Source organism: Pseudomonas sp. GW821-FHT07F01, assembly GCF_059418825.1.
Map to the genome: position 1 here is coordinate 493960 of NZ_JBWKQO010000002.1, position 19755 is coordinate 513714.

The 19755-nt window shown below is 67.2% G+C and carries 19 protein-coding genes; 7 read left to right on the plus strand and 12 right to left on the minus strand.

Translation table 11 applies throughout. From position 1 onward, the window contains the following. Positions 1-35: 35 nt before the first annotated feature. The 7 genes from AC07R1_RS08325 to AC07R1_RS08355 form a co-directional block, all read right to left on the minus strand. A complete protein-coding gene (locus AC07R1_RS08325; protein WP_495110511.1) occupies positions 36-1364 on the minus strand; it encodes a D-arabinono-1,4-lactone oxidase in 1329 nt (442 codons plus the stop codon). Between the two features lie 86 nt (positions 1365-1450). After that, complete coding sequence (locus tag AC07R1_RS08330; protein ID WP_011061985.1) at positions 1451-1858, minus strand: c-type cytochrome; 408 nt, start codon at positions 1856-1858, stop codon at positions 1451-1453. A gap of 197 nt (positions 1859-2055) precedes the next feature. Beyond that, on the minus strand, positions 2056-2877 hold the full coding sequence (locus AC07R1_RS08335; protein WP_220222876.1) for an energy transducer TonB: 822 nt from the start codon (positions 2875-2877) through the stop codon (positions 2056-2058). Next, positions 2874-3320: a protein TolR gene (gene tolR / locus AC07R1_RS08340; RefSeq protein ID WP_011061987.1), complete on the minus strand. Its 447-nt coding sequence runs from the start codon at positions 3318-3320 to the stop codon at positions 2874-2876. Before tolR ends, AC07R1_RS08335 begins: the two co-directional genes overlap by 4 nt. A 16-nt stretch (positions 3321-3336) precedes the next feature. Beyond that, a complete protein-coding gene (gene tolQ / locus AC07R1_RS08345; RefSeq protein WP_125063549.1) occupies positions 3337-4047 on the minus strand; it encodes a protein TolQ in 711 nt (236 codons plus the stop codon). 81 nt (positions 4048-4128) lie between these two features. Then, positions 4129-6051 (minus strand): phytase, encoded by a 1923-nt coding sequence (locus tag AC07R1_RS08350; RefSeq protein ID WP_495110408.1) that lies wholly within the window; start codon positions 6049-6051, stop codon positions 4129-4131. 39 nt (positions 6052-6090) lie between these two features. Beyond that, complete coding sequence (locus tag AC07R1_RS08355; RefSeq protein WP_093409923.1) at positions 6091-8613, minus strand: TonB-dependent receptor; 2523 nt, start codon at positions 8611-8613, stop codon at positions 6091-6093. A 482-nt stretch (positions 8614-9095) separates the two neighbouring features. Here AC07R1_RS08355 and AC07R1_RS08360 point away from each other — a divergent pair, with 482 nt between their 5' ends. From AC07R1_RS08360 to AC07R1_RS08375, 4 genes are all read left to right on the plus strand, one after another. Continuing rightward, a complete protein-coding gene (locus tag AC07R1_RS08360; protein WP_401400638.1) occupies positions 9096-10010 on the plus strand; it encodes a GGDEF domain-containing protein in 915 nt (304 codons plus the stop codon). Positions 10011-10019: 9 nt separating this feature from the next. Further along, the gene (locus tag AC07R1_RS08365; protein ID WP_011061992.1) at positions 10020-11057 is read left to right on the plus strand and encodes an AraC family transcriptional regulator; all 1038 of its coding nucleotides are present in this window, start codon (positions 10020-10022) and stop codon (positions 11055-11057) included. A 183-nt stretch (positions 11058-11240) separates the two neighbouring features. After that, positions 11241-12866, plus strand: coding sequence for an NADP-dependent glyceraldehyde-3-phosphate dehydrogenase (locus AC07R1_RS08370; protein ID WP_236204133.1), 1626 nt, complete (start codon positions 11241-11243; stop codon positions 12864-12866). Positions 12867-12972: 106 nt separating this feature from the next. Continuing rightward, positions 12973-14016 (plus strand): FUSC family protein, encoded by a 1044-nt coding sequence (locus AC07R1_RS08375; RefSeq protein WP_065363310.1) that lies wholly within the window; start codon positions 12973-12975, stop codon positions 14014-14016. Here the strand turns inward: AC07R1_RS08375 and AC07R1_RS08380 are convergent. Continuing rightward, positions 14013-15218: a molybdopterin molybdotransferase MoeA gene (locus AC07R1_RS08380; protein WP_495110409.1), complete on the minus strand. Its 1206-nt coding sequence runs from the start codon at positions 15216-15218 to the stop codon at positions 14013-14015. The two genes, AC07R1_RS08375 and AC07R1_RS08380, sit on opposite strands and share 4 nt — an antisense overlap. Further along, positions 15215-15754, minus strand: coding sequence for a molybdenum cofactor biosynthesis protein B (gene moaB / locus AC07R1_RS08385; protein ID WP_011061996.1), 540 nt, complete (start codon positions 15752-15754; stop codon positions 15215-15217). Before moaB ends, AC07R1_RS08380 begins: the two co-directional genes overlap by 4 nt. Before the next feature lie 226 nt (positions 15755-15980). On the opposite strand from moaB, the gene mobA reads away from it, so the two are divergent. The 3 genes from mobA to fdhD all read left to right on the plus strand — a co-directional run bounded on the left by mobA (position 15981) and on the right by fdhD (position 18481). Next, positions 15981-16595, plus strand: a complete 615-nt coding sequence (gene mobA / locus AC07R1_RS08390) for a molybdenum cofactor guanylyltransferase MobA (protein ID WP_041118955.1) — start codon at positions 15981-15983, stop codon at positions 16593-16595. A 109-nt stretch (positions 16596-16704) separates the two neighbouring features. Beyond that, positions 16705-17595: a LysR family transcriptional regulator gene (locus AC07R1_RS08395; RefSeq protein WP_011061998.1), complete on the plus strand. Its 891-nt coding sequence runs from the start codon at positions 16705-16707 to the stop codon at positions 17593-17595. Between the two features lie 58 nt (positions 17596-17653). After that, positions 17654-18481, plus strand: coding sequence for a formate dehydrogenase accessory sulfurtransferase FdhD (gene fdhD, locus AC07R1_RS08400; RefSeq protein ID WP_220222879.1), 828 nt, complete (start codon positions 17654-17656; stop codon positions 18479-18481). Between the two features lie 72 nt (positions 18482-18553). Here the strand turns inward: fdhD and moaE are convergent, their stop codons facing one another. From moaE to moaC, 3 genes are read right to left on the minus strand one after another with little or no spacing between them, the layout of a single operon-like run. Continuing rightward, the gene (gene moaE / locus AC07R1_RS08405; RefSeq protein ID WP_047337222.1) at positions 18554-19012 is read right to left on the minus strand and encodes a molybdopterin synthase catalytic subunit MoaE; all 459 of its coding nucleotides are present in this window, start codon (positions 19010-19012) and stop codon (positions 18554-18556) included. 2 nt (positions 19013-19014) lie between these two features. After that, entirely contained in the window at positions 19015-19266 is a 252-nt protein-coding gene (moaD, locus tag AC07R1_RS08410) for a molybdopterin converting factor subunit 1 (RefSeq protein WP_011062001.1), read from the minus strand. Further along, a complete protein-coding gene (gene moaC, locus AC07R1_RS08415; protein ID WP_036996513.1) occupies positions 19263-19745 on the minus strand; it encodes a cyclic pyranopterin monophosphate synthase MoaC in 483 nt (160 codons plus the stop codon). The genes moaD and moaC overlap by 4 nt, the downstream gene beginning before the upstream one ends. Positions 19746-19755 lie beyond the last annotated feature (10 nt).

The window sequence follows — 19755 nt, forward strand, 5'->3', positions numbered from 1 at the left end:
TGAAATGACGACGGTTCATTGTGCGCATCTCCTGTTCACGCCACACCCAGCACCGAGGCCAGGTGGGCGTTGATGAATTTGCCTTGCGGGTCCAGCGCCTGGCGCACCCTGGCGAAGGCCGACCATTGCGGGTACAGCCCCTGCAGGGTGCGGGCGTTGAGGCTGTGGTGCTTGCCCCAGTGCGGGCGCCCCTGGTACTTCCAGAAGATCGGCTCCACGGCGGCGAAGAAGTTGTGGTGGTCCATGCTGTAGTGCTGGTGCACCGAGATCGAACAGCTGTCGCGACCTTCGAACATGCTCAGGGGAATGTCGTCGGCCTTGACGTAGCGGTACTCGATGGGAAACCAGGTGCGCAGGTCCTTGCCGCGGATCAGCGCGAGGATTTCCCGCAGGCACGCCGGCCCCAGGTGCGCCGGCACCGAGTACTCCATTTCGTTGAAGCGCACGCTGCGCACGTTGGCGTAGATCTGGTAGGAATCCCCCACCCGCTCATCGAAGCGCGCCAGCCAGCGCAGGCTGTTGAGCAGGTGGCGGCGGGTCTCGGGGAAGTCGCTGACGTACTTGTCGAGGTTTTCGATCAGGTTGACGAACTCGTTGCCGCCCTCCTCGGCCGGATCGGTGGGCGGGGTCGGCGGCTCCGTGGTTTCGTTCAGGGCCACCGCCAGGGCGTAGTCGGAGTGGGTGACCACGAGCATTTCCCAGTGCTGGTTGTCGCGGGTCAGGTTGTCCATGTCCTCCAGCAGTTCCTCGGTCTTGCCGATCCACTGTTTTTCCCGCAGGCGATAGGCGGCGCGGTTCTGCAGGCGCACCCGGGTCGCCACCCCCAGCGCGCCGAGGGAGACCCGGGCGGCGTGGAACACCTCGGCGTTGCGCCGGGGGTCGCAGTCCAGCACTTCGCCGCTGGCGGTCACCAGTTGCAGCCCGCAGACCCGGGACGAATAGGAACCGAAGCCGACCCCGGTGCCGTGGGTCGAAGTGGCAATCGCCCCGGCCAGGGTCTGGTAGTCGATATCCGCCATGTTCCACAGCGCCTGCCCCACCTCCTTGAGCGCCGGGCCCATCAGCGACATGGGCGTGCCGGCGGCGAATTCGGCTTGCAGGGTCTTGGGGTCGTGGTCCAGCAGGCCGTTGAAATAGGCCAGGGACAGCAAGGTGCCGTCGGTGGGCACCAGGGCGCTGAAGGAGTGCCCGGCACCCACCGGGCGGATCTTGCCCGGGGCCTGGCGGACCACCTGGCGCAGTTCATCCAGGTCCTTGGGCGCCAGCCGCGCCTGGGGCAGGCAGCTTTGCGCGCCGGACCAGTTGCGCCAGGGAATCAGCCGCGGGGCGCGGGCCAGTTCGGCCAGCAGCGGGTTGCTGCACAACGCGCTGAACGCGCCGAGGGCGCCGGCCCCTTGCAGCAGCCGGCGTCGGGAAAGGTGCATGACCATGAAGGGGGAACCTGTGCTTTTTATTGGAATGAATGGCCGGACATGAAGCTGATCAGGGCCAGGAACTGCTCTTCGCTGCACTGCATGCACTGGCCCATGGGCGGCATGCCCTGGTAGCCGTTGATGCTGTGGTCCAGCAGGGTGTCGGCGCCCTGGGCCAGGCGCGGCGCCCAGGCCTTGGCATCGCCGGCCAGGGGCGCGCCGGAGGCCGGGTTGGCATGGCACAGCTGGCAGCTGCTGGCGTAGACCTGGGCCAGGGCCGGGTCGGCCGGGCTCTGGCGGGCGGCGTCGAGGCGCACGGCAGCAGGCGGTTCAGCCTCGCCGCAGGCGCTCAGCAGCAGCCCCAGGGCCAGGCCCAGGGCGCTACGAATCGGTAGCCAAGAGTGGCGCCGCAACGGGCGCGAACAGGCGGGGGTGACAGTGGGCATCGGCGGTCCTCAGTGCGGCCAGGGCAAGGGGCCCGCCCCGGCGACAGCGGCGGACCACACCCGGCCACACTAAGACACCCGCGCCCCGAGGTTGAGGGCATTGGCGGCCAGCCAAGGGGACAGGCTCGGCCAGCCAGGGCGCGCACGGTCAGCCAGAGGCTGCCTGCATGGCAACGGGCCCATGCCTGCCCCGCGCCCTACTTGATCCGGTAGTGGAAGGTGTTGCGCACCGCCGGCACCGTTACCGCCTGGCCGTCGATCAGCCGCGGCTGATAACGGAAGGTCGCCACCGCTGCCAGGGACGGGCGCATGAACAGGGGGTGGCAACCGTCGATGACCTTGGGGTTCTCCACCCGCCCCTGGGGGTTGACGCTGTATTCCACGGTGCAGTCGCCTTCCAGGTTCTTGTCCAGGGCCCGTTGCGGGTAGTCCGGGGCCTCCTTGCTCAGGGGCTGGTACTGGCGACTGTCGGCCGCCGCCTGGGCCGCCTGCTGGCGCGTGCGCTCGGCAGCCAGCCGCGACTGTTCGGCACGCTGGGCCTGCGCTTGTTCCTGGGCCACACGTTGCTCGGTATCGCGCTGGCGCTGCTCGGCCTCCAGGCGCTCGCGCTGCTGGCGCTGCTGCTCCTGCACCTGCTCACGTTTCTTGTCTTCCACACGCTTGCGCGCCAGGGCCGCCTGCTCCAGCTTCTGCGCCTGTACATGGGGGTCAACCCGGGGCCTGGCCGGCTCCGGCGCAGCCGCGGGTGGTGGCGTTGGCGGTGGCTGTGGCGCCACCTCGGCCACCGCCGGCAGCGGTTCCGCGGGGGCGGCAGGCGGCGCCAGCATCACCAGTTGGGTGGTCAGTACCGGCGGCGTCTCGACCTGCGGCTTGTCCACCGACCAGCCCAGCGCCAGCGCCCCCAGCACTCCGGCGTGCAGGGCCAGGGCCAGGCTGGCCGCCAGGCTGTTGCGCCAGAAGCCGGACGCCTCGGGCCGCAGGGGCATCGCGGTGGGGTTGTGCATGATCATCGCCGTCATTGCGGGGCCTCGGTCACCAGCCCCAGGTTGTGTACCCCACCCTGCTGCAACGCGGCCATGGCCGCCACCACGCTTGCATAGGCGGCGTCCTGGTCGGCGCGGATATACACCTGGGTGTCGCCGCGCCGGGCAATCACCTGGGCCACCTTGGCGCGCATCTGCTCAAGGTCCACAGCGCTGTCGGTCTGATTGCGGGTGTCCAATTCGCTGCCCAGGTTCCAGTAGTAGCCGCCACCGGCCTGCACCGACAGGGTGAGGATCTGCTGGCGGCTGTCGGTGGCCAGGGCTTCGCTGGCGACCTTGGGCAATTCGATCTTCACCCCCTGGGTGAGCATCGGCGCGGTGACCATGAAGATCACCAGCAGCACCAGCATCACGTCGATGTAGGGCACCACGTTCATTTCCGCCTTGGGTCCGTGCTTGCGTTGCGGCCGGGTCAACATCGGCTTGCTCCTTCTCTCAGGCGGCCACGGCCAGGTGGCTCGGGGTACCCTGCAAGGTGCGATGCAGGCGTACTTGCAGTTCATTGCCAAAGGCGTAGTAGCGGGTCAGCAGGGTCTGGCTGCGGGCCGAAAAACGGTTGTAGGCAATCACCGCGGGAATGGCCGCGAACAGGCCGATGGCGGTGGCGATCAACGCCTCGGCAATGCCCGGGGCCACGGTGGAAAGGGTCGCCTGCTGCACCTGGGACAGGCCGAGGAAGGAATTCATGATCCCCCACACGGTGCCGAACAGGCCGATATAGGGGCTTACCGAACCCACAGTGGCGAGAAACTGCAGGCCCTTTTCCAGGCGGGTTTCCTGCTCGCTGATGGCCACGTACAAGGCCCGTTCCACACCCTCCAGCACCCCTTCTCCGGCACCGCCGGGCTGGCCGCGCAGGTGGCTGAACTCCTGGTAGCCGGCGGCAAAGATCGGCTCCACGCCGCCTTCGGCGTCGCTGCCCTTGGCCACTTCGCGGTACAGCGGCAGCAGCTCGGGGGCGGCGCGAAAACGCTGGATGAAAGCCTGGAAGCGCAGCTCACGACCGCGCAGCACGGCGCCACGCTGGATGATCAGGTACCAGCTGAGCAAGGACGCCAGGAGCAAGGTCAGCATCACCGCCTTGACCAACAGGCTGGCATCGCTGATCAGCCCCCAGATGCTCATGTGTTCGAGTGTGGCCTGCATGGTGGAACTCCTTCTCGGGTGCCCGCCTGGGCTGGCGGGGCTATTCGATGACATTCAAATGACAAGGTGATGACCGCCGGCTCAGGGCAGCTTCAGGGCCTGGGTGACCTCGGCCCAGGGCACGAACTTGAAGTTCTGGGTCTGCTCGGGCATGCGCTTGCGCCCGTCCTGGACCACCAGCAGGCCCTGGCTCCAGGGCCCGCCGAGGTTGGCCGAGGTGACTTCCAGGCCATCGGTTTCCGAAGCGCCGTCGATCCCCGCGCGGGCGTTGAGGCTGACCCGGAAGGCGCCATGGGAAGCGAACGGCGGTTCGGCATCCAGCACCAGGTAGCTGTCGTTGCCCTGGCTGGAAATCACCAGGTAGTCGCGGGCGTTGCTCTGGTACAGGGCCAGGCCCTCGACATCGGCCTGCAACAGGCCGCCGACCTTGATCACGCTGTGCAGGGTCGCCGGCTGCTCGGGCCGGGCATCCACCGCCCACACGCCAACGTCCTCTTCACCGAGGAACAGGCGCTGGCGCTGGTCGTCGGCGACGCAGCCCTCGGGCTGGCTGGCCACCTTGAACCGGCGCACCAGCTCGCCCTGGGCGGTACCGCCGGGGGCGCTCAGGCGGTACTGGACGAAGGTGCCGTCCTTGTCGTTGGCAATGGCGTAGATCTCGCCACTGGCCGGCTGGAACAGGCAGATACCGTAGATTTCCTTGAGCGGCGTCGGCACCTCCCCGGCCTCGCTCAGCTCGCCGCTGGCGCGGTCGATGGCGAACAGGCTGAGGCTGTTGCGGTCGCGGTTACTGGCCACGGCCAGGTCCACACGGCGCTCGCCGAGCTGGAAGTTGGGCCGCACGTCGACGTTGTTCAGGCGCCCCACTGCCAGCTCCTGCAACAGCTTGCCCTGCAGGTCGTAGGCCAGCAGGCCCTGCTTCTTGTTGGTGCCCAGCACCCGGCTCAGGGAGGGCTGCTGCGGGTGGACCCAGATCGCCGGGTCATCGGCGGCATCGCCCTGGCGCCCCACCGGCTCGCTCTGTGCCGCCGCCTGTACGGTGGGCAATACCGGCGGCAGGGCCAGCGGGGTGGCCTGCCAGTTCAACTGGCCCTGGTACAGGCGCCCGTCCTCGTCATCGCGCAGCAAGACCTGCAGGCCTTTGTCGCTGGCGCGCAGGGCGATGTTTTCCGGTTCCTTGAGGCCGGCCAGGGGCAACGTGGCCTGGGCCACCCAGCCTTTTTCCTGCTGCTGATAGAGATGCAGTTGCGCGGCCTTCGGGTCCAGGCCCAGCACCCCGCCCGGCACCAGGGCCATGGCCCCGGCGCTTTTCCTGATGTCGCCAAAGGGCGCGCGCAGGGCCACCGGCTGGCGCGCGGTGTCGGCTTCGGCATGGGCCGGGTAGGCCCACCAGCCGACATTCTGTTCATTGACCAGCAGTTGCTGGGCGGCATCGTCCACCTGGCAGAACTTGGCCTCCGGCGGCAGGGGCAGGCCACGTACCCGCTGCGGCTCGGCGCTCAGTTGCGCGCCGTGGCCCACCAGCCACTGCTCGCCCTTGCCCTCCTCGCCCACCAGGAACAGGAACAGGTTGCTGGCCTCGTCGCGGTACAGGCACAGGCCGTTGACCGGGTAGTCCCGAGTGGGCAGGTACAGCGGCTGGCCCCAGGTGCGGCTGGCCGGGTCGAGGCTCACCAGCAGTGCCTGCTGGCGCTGGTTGTCGAGGCTGGCCACCAGCAGTTGGCCACCGGCGGCGCGGCTGTCCAGGCCGTTGAACGAGCCCTTGAAGCGGGCCAGCTGGCGGCCCTGTTCATCCACCAGCAACAGGCCTTCGCGCTCGCTGGCCAGCAGCCGGTCGGCGCCTGTGCCGGCGGGCACGAAACCCAGGCCGGTAACGCCCGGGGCCTGCTCGGCCCAGGGCTTGAGGTTCAGGCCGGGCACGCTGGGGGCAGCCAGGGCGGCGCCACAGGTCAAGCCAATGCACAGGGCCAGCAGGCGGTTTCTTGCGGTCGATACAGTGCTCATCACAATCCTTGGGTGTGCGGTCGGGCAAGGGCCCGCTACTTAGAAATGGGTGAAGGTCAGGCCGAGCTTGTAGGTCGGGCCGTATTCCTCGTACTGGGCGTTGTAGGAGCGGTTGCCGGTGTAGACGAAGTACGGCTGGTCGGTGAGGTTCTGCGCCTCGAAGCTCAGTTGCAGGTTCTTGGTCAGGGAGTACTTGGCGCTGAAATCGACGAAGGTCTGGGCATCCACATGCAGGTCGTGGGCCTTGTCGCTGATGGAGGCCAGCTCATAGAGGTAGGCCGATTTGTAGTTGGCCGACAGGCGCAGGCTGAGCTTGTCGTCTTCCCAGCCGAGCATCAGGTTGCCCACGGTGTCCGACTGGTTGGGCAGGTCGATGTCGCGCTTGCGGTTGACCCCGGCCTTCTGGTCGAAGCCCTCGATGCTCGCACTGGAGCGGCTGAAGGTGCTGTTGGCGCCCAGCAGCAGGCCGTTCCACGGCGCCGGCAGCCAGTCGAATTTCTGCGAATAGGCCAGTTCCAGGCCGTACAGCTTGGCGCTGTCGCCGTTGGCGAAGGTGTGCGCCTCGGAGAACCCGCTCCAGGCGCCGGTGCCGGCCAGGTCGGTGTTGTAGACGAAGTTCTGGATGTCCTTGTAGAACACGAAGGCCGAGACGGTGCCGGCATGGCCCATGTAGTGCTCGATGCCCAGGTCCAGGTTGCTCGACTCCAGGGGCTTGAGGTCGGGGTTGCCGAAGGTCGCCTCGTCGCCGTCGATGACAAAGCCCGGGGCCAGTTGGCCGAAGGTCGGGCGCACCACGCTCTTGGTCCAGGCCGCGCGGACCTGGGTGTTCTTGTCCAGCTGGTAGCGCGCATGCAGCCCCGGCAGCCAGTGCTGGTAGCGGCGTTGGGTGTCGGTGGCGGTGAAGGCGCCGTCGGTGACCCCGGTGCCCTTGGCCTCGAACTCGGTGCCCTCGTAGCGCAGGCCGGCGATGAAGCGCCAGTCGTCGATGTCCAGGGTGTTCATGAAGTAGCCGGCGTTGATGTCTTCGCGGATCTTGAAGTCGTTGACCCGGGATTCTTCCTCGTCGTAGAAGGCCGCCTGATTCAGGCCGCCGATCAGTTGCTTGATGGCGCCGCCACTGATGCCCGGGCCGAAGCGGCCAAGGGAATAGTCCACGTTGCCCTTCTGGAACTGCCCGAGGTTGAGCTGCTGATCGGTAAAGCCCAGGGTGTCGAAGTCCTTGTAGACCCAGGCTTCCAGGTCGTTGTCCTTGTTGCGCCGGCTGAGCTTGCCGCCGAACTTGAACTGCGCGGCGTAGCCACTCAAGTCATAGTCCCGGGCCAGGTCCAGGCGCAGGTTCTTCTCGGTGTCGGTGGTGTTCTGCTTTTCCCAGTCGACCTTGTCCAGGGTGAAGTTGGCGGGGTCATAGAAACCGGCGCCGATCACCGGGCGCGGCTTGCCGTTGTCGTAGAAGCCGCTGTCGGAAAAATCGCTGTTGCCCTTGAAGGTGGCCCCGGCGATATGCGCCGGGCTGTCTTCGCTGGAGCGGCTGTAGCCGGTCTGGCCGCTGAGGGTCCACAGGCCGAGCTGGCGCTCGCCGCCGAACACGTAGGACTGGATCTCCTGGGTTTCCTCGCGCTGCTTGAGCTTGCGCGAGGCTTCGGCGTCGCCGCGCTCGCCGGCCGCCAGGGGATCGGCGAACTCGATGCTGGTGGAGTTGCGGGTCTCGCTGTCCTTGTAGCGGCTGTACAGGGTGCGCAGGTAGTAGCTGCTGCTGTCGTCGGGCTTGTAGTCGAAGTTCAGGCCGCCACCGGCGCGCTCGCGGCTGATGGCGTAGTCGCGCTGCTCGAATTCCTGCAGCTTGGCGCCTTGTTCGAAGTCCCAGGCGCCACCGGTCTCGACGTTGTCGGAGCCGAAATCGCGCTTCTGCCAGCTCAGGGCCGCGGCCACGCCGAAGTTGTCGACGCCGTCGCCGAGGCTGAAGCGGTTGCTCGCCGCGCCGGAGAATTTCGGGCTGGCCTGGCGGGTGTTCTGGTCGTAGCTGGCCTCGCTGCTGCCGCTGTAGAACAGGCCCTTGTGGTCGAAGGCCGAGAGGCTTTTCACATCCACGGTGCCGCCCAGGGAGTTGGCGTCCATGTCCGGGGTCAGGGTCTTGATCACCGACAGCGACTGCACCAGCTCCGAGGGCAGTACATCCAGGGCCACGGCCCGGCGGGCGCTTTCCGGCGAGGGCACCAGGGTGCCGTTGATGGTCACGCTGTTGAGGTCCGGGCCCAGGCCGCGGACGCTGACAAAGCGCCCTTCGCCCTGGTCGCGCTCGATGCTGATGCCCGGCAGGCGCTGCGCCGCCTCGGCGACGTTCTGGTCCGGCAATTGGGCCACGCCGTCGGCGTGCACCACGCTTTCGATGCTGTCCGAGCGCCGCTGCTCCTTGAGCGCCTGGTCGATGCTGGCGGCCTGGCCCACCACTTCCACATGCTCGGTGGCCGCAGGTTCCGCGGCGCTCAAGCGTTCACTGGCGATGGCCATGGCCAGCGCGGTCAAGGTAAAGCTGACAAGCCCGGGACTGCTGCGCTTGTACATGATGGTCCTCCCCCAAGAGTCCGCTAACGCCGGGCAAGAGGCCCGGCAACTGGGAGGGCACGCTAGGGTCGGCGAATGACGGTTCTGTGACAGGCCTGGGCGGCAACGGGCCAAAACGCCCCATTGCCCGGCTTTCGCCCCGGCAAATGAGCTGAATTGACCCCTGTGGAAACGGGCTTGCCCGCGCAAGCCATCCACCGTCGAGCGCAGGTCTTGCGGGCCTCTTCGCCGGCAAGCCGGCTCCTACAGATCCGTGGTGCACCCACCGCCCCGTAGGAGCGGGCTTGCCCGCGAAAGCCATCCCCCCTCGGGCGCAGGTCTTGCCGGCCCCTTCGCCGGCAAGCCGGCTCCTGCGGGCCGAAAAAAAACGCGTTCGCCGTGAGCTGATTCGACCTCACGCCGGGTTTCCCCGGCGTCACCCCACTGTCACAAACATCTGCTGTGCTGGCGCCCTCTCACTCCTGGCAAAAAGGATCGCGGCCATGTTCTCCGTGCTCAAACCCCACCGCTGGAAACTCGCCGCGCTGTTGCTGGCGGCCAATGCCGGGCTGCTGCTGCAGCTGGCCTGCGGCAGCCTGAAATCGGTCAGCGAGTGGCAGTGGCTGGACATCATCGGCGAAGGAGGCTCGGCGCTCCTGGCCCTGGTCTGGCTCGGGCTGGTGCTCAAGAGCCGCCCCGCCGGGCGGGTCACCAACTACCTGGCCCTGGGCCTGAGCTGCATTTTCTTTTCCTGGTGGATCGACAGCCTCGACGAGTTCATCCGCCTGCCCGACAGCATCACCTGGGACCACTGGCTGGAGTCCGGGCCGATGCCCATCGGCATGATCCTGCTGACCATCGGCATCTACCACTGGCACCGCGAACAGCTGGCCATCAGCGCGCAGATGGAAAAGAAGGAGCGACTGTTTCGCGAGCATCGCCAGTTCGACAAGCTCACCCCCCTGGCCGGCGCCGACTACCTCAAGCGCGAGCTGGCCAGCAGCCTGCAAGACAGCCGCCGCCAGCAGCAGCCGCTGTCGCTGCTGGCCCTGGACCTGGACCACTTCGCGGCGATCAACCAGGACTACGGCCATGCCGAAGGCGATGCGGTGCTGCAGGCCCTGAGCCATGTGCTGCTGCTCAACCTGCGGCGCCAGGACCTGCTGTGCCGGCTGGCCGGCGACCGCTTCGTGGTGCTGCTGCCCAACACCGGGGAAAGCCAGGCACGGCTGCTGGCCCTGGAGCTGCAACAGGCGGTGCAGGGCCTGGCACACAAGACCCGGCAACACGGCGAGCGCCTGCACCTGGCGGCCAGCACTGCGGTGGTGATGGCCCTGGAGGAAACCCCGGAGGGGCTGCTCAAGCGCCTCAACCTGGCCCTGGCCCGGGCCAAGCAGCCCCTGGCAAAAACCGCCTGAGGCGCCGTCATGACCGTGAAGACCAGCTGGTACGAAGCCGATACGCGGTTTATCCCCGGGCACTATCAACCGGCGGCGCTGATCGACCTGGCGCTGTCCCGGGACATCGACAGCCATCGCCTGCTGCGCGGCACCGGGCTGTTCCACGAGGACATCCTGGCCGGCCAGACCCGCCTCAGCCCGCAGCAGTTCCTGGCGCTGATCGGCAACGGCCGGCGCCTGCTGGATGCCGACGACAGCAGTTTCCTGTTTGGCCAGCGCCTGCTGCCCGGGCACTACGGCGCCGCCAGCCATGCCCTGCGCCATGCGCAGAACCTGCACCAGGCCCTGGACGCCCTGGTGCAGCAGCAGGCGCTGCTCAGCCCCCTGGCCAGCCCGCGCCTGGTGCTGGACGAGCATCACGCCTACTGCTACTGGCTGGACAGCTGCGGCGCCGGCGAGCACTGGCGGTTCCTCCTGGAAGCCAGCATGACTTCACTGGTGGCCATGAGTCAGTGGCTGGCCGGCCAGCGCCTGCCTTGGGAATGCAGCTTCAGCCACAGCGAGCCGCGCTACGTCGAGCAGTACTGGGTGCACCTGGGGGAACAGACCCAGTTCCAGCGCCCCCTGGACCTGATGCGCATCCCCCGGCAATACCTGACCCGGCCCTGGCCCGGGGCCTCGGCCACCGCCGGCCAGGTGGCGCGCCTGGAGGCCGGCGAGCACCTGCGTCAACTGGGGTTTGCCAGCAGTTTCCTCGACACCCTGTACCGCTACCTGAAAACCCAGGTACGCCACACCCCGAGCCTGGAGCAGGCGGCCCAGGATTTCGCCATGAGCCCGGCCACCCTCAAGCGCAAGCTGAGCAAGCACCACAGCGGCTACCAGCAACAGGTGGACCGGGTGCACAAGCACGTGGCGCTGTACCTGTACCAGATCAAGGGCTGGAGCAACGAGGCGGTGGCCGAGTACCTGAACTTCAATGACCCGGCCAACTTCCGCCGGTCATTCAAGCGCTGGACCGGTAGCACCCCGAGCTTGATCCGGCAGTTGCTGGGCAGCGGCTGAAACGTTTAATCTCGAACCACGACCGCTGACGCGCCGCGGGCCCGCACAGGGGCACCGCGGGCCGTCGCGCTCGGGCGCCCGGTGGAAAAACCGCTAAAGCGCCGGGCCATTAAGGCGTATAAACCATGGAGCGATGCCGTCGCTGTCACCGCGCCGGAGCCATTTCCAACACGGGGTAGAGTCATGACCACAGCCAATCTATTGAGCCACCTGTTTCCTGCCGCCGCCGACATCCCCGAAGCCTTTCGCCTGCCCGACCCGGTGGAGCAGCGCGACTACCTGGTGGACGGTGAACTGCGCACCTGGAACGGCCCCCTGGCCCAGGTCCGCAGCCCGATCTACCTGAGCGGCGCCGACGGCGATACCCAGGTGATTCTCGGCAGCACCCCGCTGCTGGACGCCGACACCGCCCTCACCGCCCTGGACGCCGCGGTGCGCGCCTACGATCGCGGCCAGGGCGCCTGGCCAACGATGCGCGTGGCCGAACGCATCCAGCACGTGGAAGCCTTCCTGGCGCGCATGCGCGAGCAGCGCACGGCGGTGGTCAAGCTGCTGATGTGGGAAATCGGCAAGAACCTCAAGGACTCGGAAAAGGAGTTCGACCGCACCTGCGACTACATCGTCGACACCATCGGCGCGCTGAAGGAACTGGACCGGCGCTCCAGCCGCTTCGAACTGGAACAGGACACCCTCGGCCAGATCCGCCGCGTGCCCCTGGGCGTGGCCCTGTGCATGGGCCCCTACAACTACCCGCTGAACGAGACCTTCACCACCCTGATCCCGGCGCTGATCATGGGCAACACCGTGGTGTTCAAGCCGGCCAAGCTCGGCGTGCTGCTGATCCGCCCGCTGCTCGAAGCCTTCCGCGACAGCTTCCCGGCCGGGGTGATCAACGTCATCTACGGCAGCGGCCGCGAGACCGTCAGCGCGCTGATGGCCAGCGGCAAGATCGACATCTTTGCCTTCATCGGCACCAACAAGGCCGCCAGCGACCTGAAGAAACTCCACCCCAAGCCCCACCGCCTGCGCGCGGCCCTGGGCCTGGACGCGAAGAACCCGGGGATCGTGCTGCCCGATGCCGACCTGGACAACGCGGTCAGCGAAGCCCTCACCGGCTCGCTGTCGTTCAACGGCCAGCGCTGCACCGCGCTGAAGATCCTGTTCGTCCACGAAGCCGTGGTCGAACGCTTCATCGAGCAGTTCAACGCCAAGCTGCAAGCCCTCAAGCCGGGCATGCCCTGGGAACCGGGGGTGGCCCTGACGCCGCTGCCGGAGAGCACCAAGGTCGACTACCTGCACGCCCTGGTGGCCGACGCCCAGGCCCACGGCGCCAAGGTGGTGAACGCCCACGGCGGCGAGGCCCGGGCTTCGTTCTTCTACCCAGCGGTGCTGTACCCGGTGACCCCGCAGATGCGCGTCTACCACGAGGAGCAGTTCGGCCCGGTGGTGCCCATCGTGCCCTACCGCGACCTGGACACCGTGATCGACTATGTCCTGGAATCGGACTTCGGCCAGCAACTGAGCCTGTTCGGCAGCGACCCGGCCGAGATCGGCCGGCTGGTGGACGCCTTCGCCAACCAGGTCGGGCGGATCAATATCAACGCCCAGTGCCAGCGCGGCCCGGACACCTTCCCCTTCAACGGCCGCAAGAACTCCGCCGAGGGCACGCTGTCGGTACATGACGCACTGCGCACCTTCTCGATCCGCACCCTGGTGGCGACCAAGTTCCAGGAGCGCAACAAGCAACTGATCAGCGACATCATCCGTAATCGCGAGTCGAGCTTCCTGACCACCGACTACATTTTCTGAGGGAGCCCCGAGCGTTCGCCCTGGCGCGAACGCCCGGCCCCTGCCGCCAACCGGAGGAACCGATCTGGGCCCGTTCAAACACCTGCGGGGCATCACCCTGCCACCTTTGCTGCGCCGCCTGCTGCGTCCCGTGCTCGACCCGTACCGGCGCTACCGTCACGCCCGACTGATCCACGCGGTGCGGGTCGCCCTCGGCCTGATCGCCACCATCGTGCTGACCACCGGCCTCAACCTGCCCCACGGCGAATGGGCCTCGGTGACCATGCTGGTGGTGATCGGTGGCCTGCAGCACCACGGCAACATCGGCAAGAAGGCCGCGGAACGGGCTATCGGCACCCTGGTGGGCGCCGGGGTCGGGCTGGTGCTGGTGGTGCAGCAGGCCTACTTCGGCCACCCCTGGCTGACCTACCTGGGCATGTCGGTGGTGTGCGGCTACTTTTCCTATCACGCCATCGGCAAGGGCGGCTACACCGCGCTGCTGGCGGCGATCACCGTGTTCATCGTCGCCGGCCACGGTGACAACCAGGTCAGCGACGGCCTGTGGCGGGCGGTGGACATCCTCATCGGGATTGCCCTGGCCCTGGCGTTTTCCTTCGCCATTCCGCTGTATGCGGTGTACTCCTGGCGCTACAACCTGGCCAGCGCCCTGCGCGACTGCGCGCAGTTGTACGGGCGGATCATCAAGGGCCAGTCGGTGACCGACGACGAGCACCTCAAGCTCCTGGGCCGGGTCAACAGCGCCATGCTGCAACTGCGTTCGCTGATGCCTTCGGTGTCCAAGGAAGTACGGATTTCCATGACCGAGCTGGACGCCATCCAGCGCAACCTGCGCATGTGCATCAGCACCCTCGAGATCCTCGGCAACACCCGCCCCGATGCCAGCGACCCGCAGGCCATGGCGCAGATGCAACTGGCGCTCAAGGCCGAGCACCGGCAGATCCGCGTGCAACTGATCGGAATGGCCCGGGCCCTGCAATCGGGGGTCACCCAGCGCCTGGAGAAATCCGTGGAAGGCCACCCCGAAAACGCTCTGGAGGCACCGGTGTATTCGGCCCTGGATGGTTACCGGCTGCTGACCCGGCAACTGGCCGCGACCCTCGGAGAGATGCACCAGCGCCTGGCCAAGAGCGCCCGGCACTGGAAGATCTAGAACAGCTCGCTGAAAGGAATGAAGGGTGCCCGATCCCCTGCCTGCAAGGTCCGGCCCTCGACGATTTCCACCAGGCCATCGGCCCAGGAAGCCCCCAGCAACACCCCGGAACTCTGGTTCGGATAGAGCACGGCGCGGCCGTTCTCCAGGCGCGCCCGCAGGTACTCGCGGCGCTTGCCGGCCTTGGGCCAAGCGAAGGCCACAGGCACCTCGACGCTCAGCGGCGCCACCTCCTGTACCCCCTGCAGCCGCAGCAGGTAGGCCCGGGCCAACAGGCCGAAGGTCACCAGTGCCGAGGCCGGGTTGCCCGGCAGGCCGATCACCGGCACCTGGCCGAAGTAACCCACGGTCAGGGGCTTGCCGGGCTTGATGGCGAGTTTCCAGAACAGCGGCCGGCCACAGTCCCTGAGCACCTGCCCGAGGCAGTCGGCATCCCCGGCGGAAACGCCGCCGGTGGTCAGGATCAGGTCCGCGCCATGCTGCAACTGCTCCAGCCTGAGGCGGGTGTGCTGCGGCCGGTCGGGCAGGATCCCGGCGTCGATCACCTCGCAGCCCAGGGCGTCCAGCCAGTGCCTGAGCAGGGTACGGTTGCTGTTGTAGATGCAGCCGGGGCGCATGGGCATGCCCGGCTCCAGCAATTCATCGCCGGTGGACAGCAGCGCCACGCGCGGGCGGCGCACCACCTGCAACTCGGTGCAGCCCTGGGCGGCGGCCACCGCCAGTTCGAAGGGGCCGAGGCGCTTGCCGGCCTGCAGCAACACCTCGCCGGCGCGGTTCTCCTGGCCCTGGGGGCGAATGTTCTGCCCCGTTTTCAGGGCCTGGGTAAAACGCACCCGGCCGTCTTCCAGCAGCTCGACGTTCTCTTGCATCTCGACGCAGTCGGCGCCTTCGGGCACCGGGGCGCCGGTGAAGATCCGCGCACAGCTGCCCGGTTGCAGGGGCGCACCGGGCTGCCCGGCGAACACGGTCTGCGCTACCAGCAACGGTGCACCGTCCCAGTACTGCAGGTTCAGGGCGTAGCCGTCCATGGCACTGTTGGGCCAGGGCGGCAGGTCCAGGGTCGCCACCAGGTCGGTGGCCAGCACCCGTTGCCGGGCCTGATCCACGGCCAGGGTTTCGCTCTCCGGCAGGCGCTGGGCGTCGGCCATGGCCAGCAGGCAGGCCAGTGCCTCTTCCACCGGCATCAGTGGGTTCTGGCTCATCCCCGGCTCTCGCAGGCCTGCACCGGCTTGAGGTGCGGCACGAAGTTGCATGGCCGGTGGCGGGCATCCAGCTGCTCGGCGAGGATGCCTTCCCAGGCGGTGCGGCAGGCCCCGGTGGAGCCCGGCAGGCAGCACACCAGGGTGCCGTTGGCCAGCCCGGCCAGGGCCCGGCTCTGCACCGTGGAGGTGCCGATATCGAGAATCGAGATGGCGCGAAACAGCTCGCCGAAACCGTCGATGTGCTTGTCCAGCAGGCAGCCCACGGCTTCCGGGGTGCTGTCGCGGCCGGTAAAGCCGGTGCCACCGGTGATCAGCACCACCTGGATGCGCTCGTCGGCGATCCAGGCCGCCACCTGGGCGCGGATCTTGTACAGGTCATCCTTGAGCAGGTTGCGCTCGGCCAGGCTGTGGCCGGCCTCCAGCAGGCGGCTGACCAGCAGTTGCCCGGAGGTGTCAGTGGCATATTCCCGGGTATCGCTGACCGTCAGCACGGCAATGTTCAAGGGTACAAACAACGCATCCGACTTCACGCTCATGTCATTCTCCGACCGGCAGGCTAAAAATCATGAACCCAGGCTAAAGGCCCGCCGACGCGGCTGTCTAATCGTTCTGGCTGACCGGATTATCGATGCGCTCTATCATCCTGCCGGGCCCTGCCAGGGGGCCGATAAAGCCCGTCAATCGGCCATTCAACACTTCCGATTGGACGTACCCGAAGGACAATGCCATCGTTTGCGCCACCTACTTGATATGCGTCCTGCCATGACCCCGACCCAGCCCGCCCCCGCCTGTTCCCTGCCCTGCTCGATCCTGCTGCTGGCCGGTGGCCGCGGCTCGCGCATGGGCGGCCAGGACAAGGGCCTGGTGGCCTGGCGCGGCCAGCCGCTGATTGCCCATGTGCAGGCGGTGGTGCGGCCCTTGAGCGATGACCTGATCATTTCCTGCAACCGCAACGCCGAGCGCTACCGGGCCTATGCCGACCGCTTGGTGGAGGACGGGCAGAAGGATTTCCCCGGGCCCCTGGCCGGAGTCCTGGCCGGCCTCGCGACGGCCCGCCACCCCTGGCTGCTGGTGCTGGCCTGCGATGCGCCGCAGATCGACGCGGCGCTGATCCAGGCCCTGCTGGATGCCCGCGGCAACGACACCAGGCCGGTGATGGTGCAGCAGGCCGGGCAATGGCAACCCATGTTCAGCCTGATCCCCACGGCGCTGCTGGGTGACCTGCGCCAGGCCTGGGACAACGGCGAGCGCAGCCTGCTGCGGGCCCTGGCCGCCCATGGGCTGAGGCCCCTGCCCTGCGCCGCGGACGATCCGCGGCTGAGCAACTTCAATACCCCTGAACTACTGTCTGAAGCAGGCCCCAAGCCCCTGGCCTGAACACCGCCGGAGGTGCCCAAGGGCGCGACCGGGCAAGGCCCCAGGCCTTTTCATGGGCGCAACACCTGCGTTATTACTGAACCCGACTTTTCCCACAACAGGTGCCACCGTGGACATCAAGCAACTCAAGTTTCTGATCGCCCTGGAGCAGACCCGGCACTTTGGCCAGGCCGCCGCGCGCTGCCATATCACCCAGCCGACCCTGTCCATGCGCCTGCGCAATCTTGAGGATGAACTGGACCTGATCCTGGTCACCCGTGGCCAGCGCTTCGAAGGCTTCACCGAAGCCGGCGAGCGGGTGCTGGCCTGGGCCAAGACCCTGCTGGCAGCCCATGACGGGCTGTTCGCCGAAGCCGCTGCCTGCCGCGGGCAACTGGTGGGCAAGCTGCGCCTGGGGCTGGTACCGCTGAGCGGCTTCAACCCCATCAGCTACGTGCAACAGCTATCGTCGAGCTTCCCGGAACTGCAGTTCAGCCTGTCGTCCATGAGCTCCGACCGGATCATCGAGGACATCGGCAACAACCAGCTGGACCTGGGGGTCTGCTACCTGGACCACGTCAACCCCAACTACCTGGACTTCTTCGAGATCGGCGAGACCCGGGTCGGCCTGCTCTACGACACCCGGCACTTTCATTTCGAAGGCACCGAGATGAGCTGGGAGGACGCCGCCGAACTGCCGCTGGGCATGCTCAGCACCGGCATGCACTATCGCAAGTCCATCGACCTGAGCTTTCGCAGCCGCGGGCTGAACCCGCAGCCGATCCTGGAAAGCGACTCCACCTACCAGCTGTTCCAGGCGATCCACGAAGGCTTCTGCTGCTCGATCATGCCCCTGGACAGCGGCCTGGATTCGCCCATCGAGAACCTGGCCTTTATCCAACTGCCGGATGCCAGCGTGCTGGCGCCACTGGGGCTGGTGATGCGCAAGACCGAGCCGCGCTCGGCGATTGCCGAAAAGTGCTTCGCCGAAGCCAAGAAGCTGTTTGCGATCAAAGAGTGAATCAATGCCCCAGGGCCGCCCATGGCCCTGGGCAAATCGAATGCAACGAGGTGTGGTCATGGTTTGCCGGATCGAACAAACGGAGCAACAACCCGAGGCCAATGCGCCGGCGCCGGCGCCGCAGCGGGTGGCCTATCGCGAGTACAGCGCCGACGGCCCGATGGCCGAGGCGCCGCTGGCCGCCGAGATCGCCCTGGCGATCACCTACAACGGCCTGAGCCAGGCGGTGATGATGGTGTCTCCGGGCAACCTGGAAGACTTCATTCGCGGCTTCAGCATCACCAACGACATCGTCAATGACCTCGGCGAAATCTACGACATCCGCCTCAGCCACTTCCCCCAGGCCTGCCAGGCCGACGTGGAAATTTCCAGCCGGGCGTTCTGGGCGCTCAAGGACCATCGCCGGCAAATGGCCGGCACCAGCGGCTGTGGCCTGTGCGGAGTGGAGGCCCTGGAACAGGCGCTGCCGCAACTGCAGATCCTCGAACCCGCGGCCCTGCCACCTGCCGAACACCTGCAGGGCCTGCGCGAGCGCATCGAACAGGCCCAGCACATGGCCCGCAGCAGCGGTGCCCTGCATGCGGCGCTGTACTTCGACGAACAGGGCGAGGTGCGCCTGTGCCAGGAAGACATCGGCCGCCACAACGCCCTGGACAAGCTGATTGGCGCGCTGCTGCAGGCCGGGGTCGATGGCCGCCAGGGCTTTACCGTGGTCACCAGCCGTTGCAGCCTGGAACTGATCCACAAGGCCGTGCGCGCCCGCCTCGGCACCCTGGTCAGCCTCTCGGCGCCGACCGCACTCACCGTGCAATGGGCCAACAAGCATCGCCTGAACCTGATCCACGTCCCCCACCGCAACGCCCCACGGATCTACAGCCCGGTGTAAATGCACCACGCCGGATGACATGCATCCGGCGTGGCTAGCCCCTTCCCTCAAGCCTCTGTCAGCGGCATAAGCTCAATGTTCTACACCCCAACGTTCGGCCGCCTGCCGGTCGCTCTCGCGGCCGTCGATCCAGCGTTCGCCGGCCGGGGTGACTTCGCGTTTCCAGAACGGGGCGCGGGTCTTGAGGTAATCCATGATGAAGGCGCAAGCCTCGAAGGCCGCTTGGCGATGGGCGCTGGCCACCCCGACAAAGACGATGGGCTCACCCACCTGCAGCAACCCCACCCGGTGCACCAGGCTCACCCGGTTCAGCGGCCAGCGCGCCTGGGCCTGCTCCACGATGCGCTGCAGCGAGCGCTCGGTCATGCCCGGGTAGTGTTCAAGAAACAGGCTGTGCACCGCCTCCCCCAGGTTGAGATCGCGCACATAACCGACAAAGGTCACCACGCCGCCGACGCTGGCGTCGCCGGCCTGCAAGCCGGCATTCAACTGGTCGAGGCTCAACGCCTGGGTCTGCACCTGGATGCTCATGCTCAGCCCCCGGTCACTTGCGGAAAGAAGGCGATTTCATCGAAGTCCTCGATGGCCGCATCGAGCTTGCACAGTTCCTGGTTCAGCGCGCACATCAGGCTGTTCTCCCCCAGCACCTGCGCCCAGGTTTCACCCCGGGCCATCAGCCGCTGGCGCAGGTCCTCGACGGTGCGCAGGCTGGCATCCAGGGGCAGTTTCTCGCCACCGCAGCCCAGTTGCTCACGGTAGCGGGCAAAGTAGTTGACCAGAATCATCGGGCCTCTCCTGCGATAAAGGTGCCGGACTTGCCGCCCTGCTTCTTCAGCAGGTGCAGCCCTTCGATGACCATGGCGCGGTCCACCGCCTTGCACATGTCATAGATCGTCAGCGCCGCCACGCTGGCGGCGGTCATGGCTTCCAGCTCGACCCCGGTGGCGCCGTTGAGCCGGCAGCAACTGGTGATCTGCACCCGGTCCGGCGGCAGTGCCTGCAGTTCGATGTGGATCCCGGTGAGCAGCAACGGGTGGCACAGGGGGATCAGTTCGTGGGTCTTCTTTGCCGCCATGATTCCGGCGATGCGCGCCACGGCGAACACATCGCCCTTGGGATGGCCCTGGTCCTGGATCAGTTGCAGGGTGGCCGGGAGCATGCGTACCCAGGCCCGAGCCTGGGCCTCGCGCTCGGTAGCGGCCTTGCAGGTGACATCCACCATGCTGGCCCGGCCCTGGTCGTCCAGGTGAGTGAGTTCATTCATGTGCAACCTC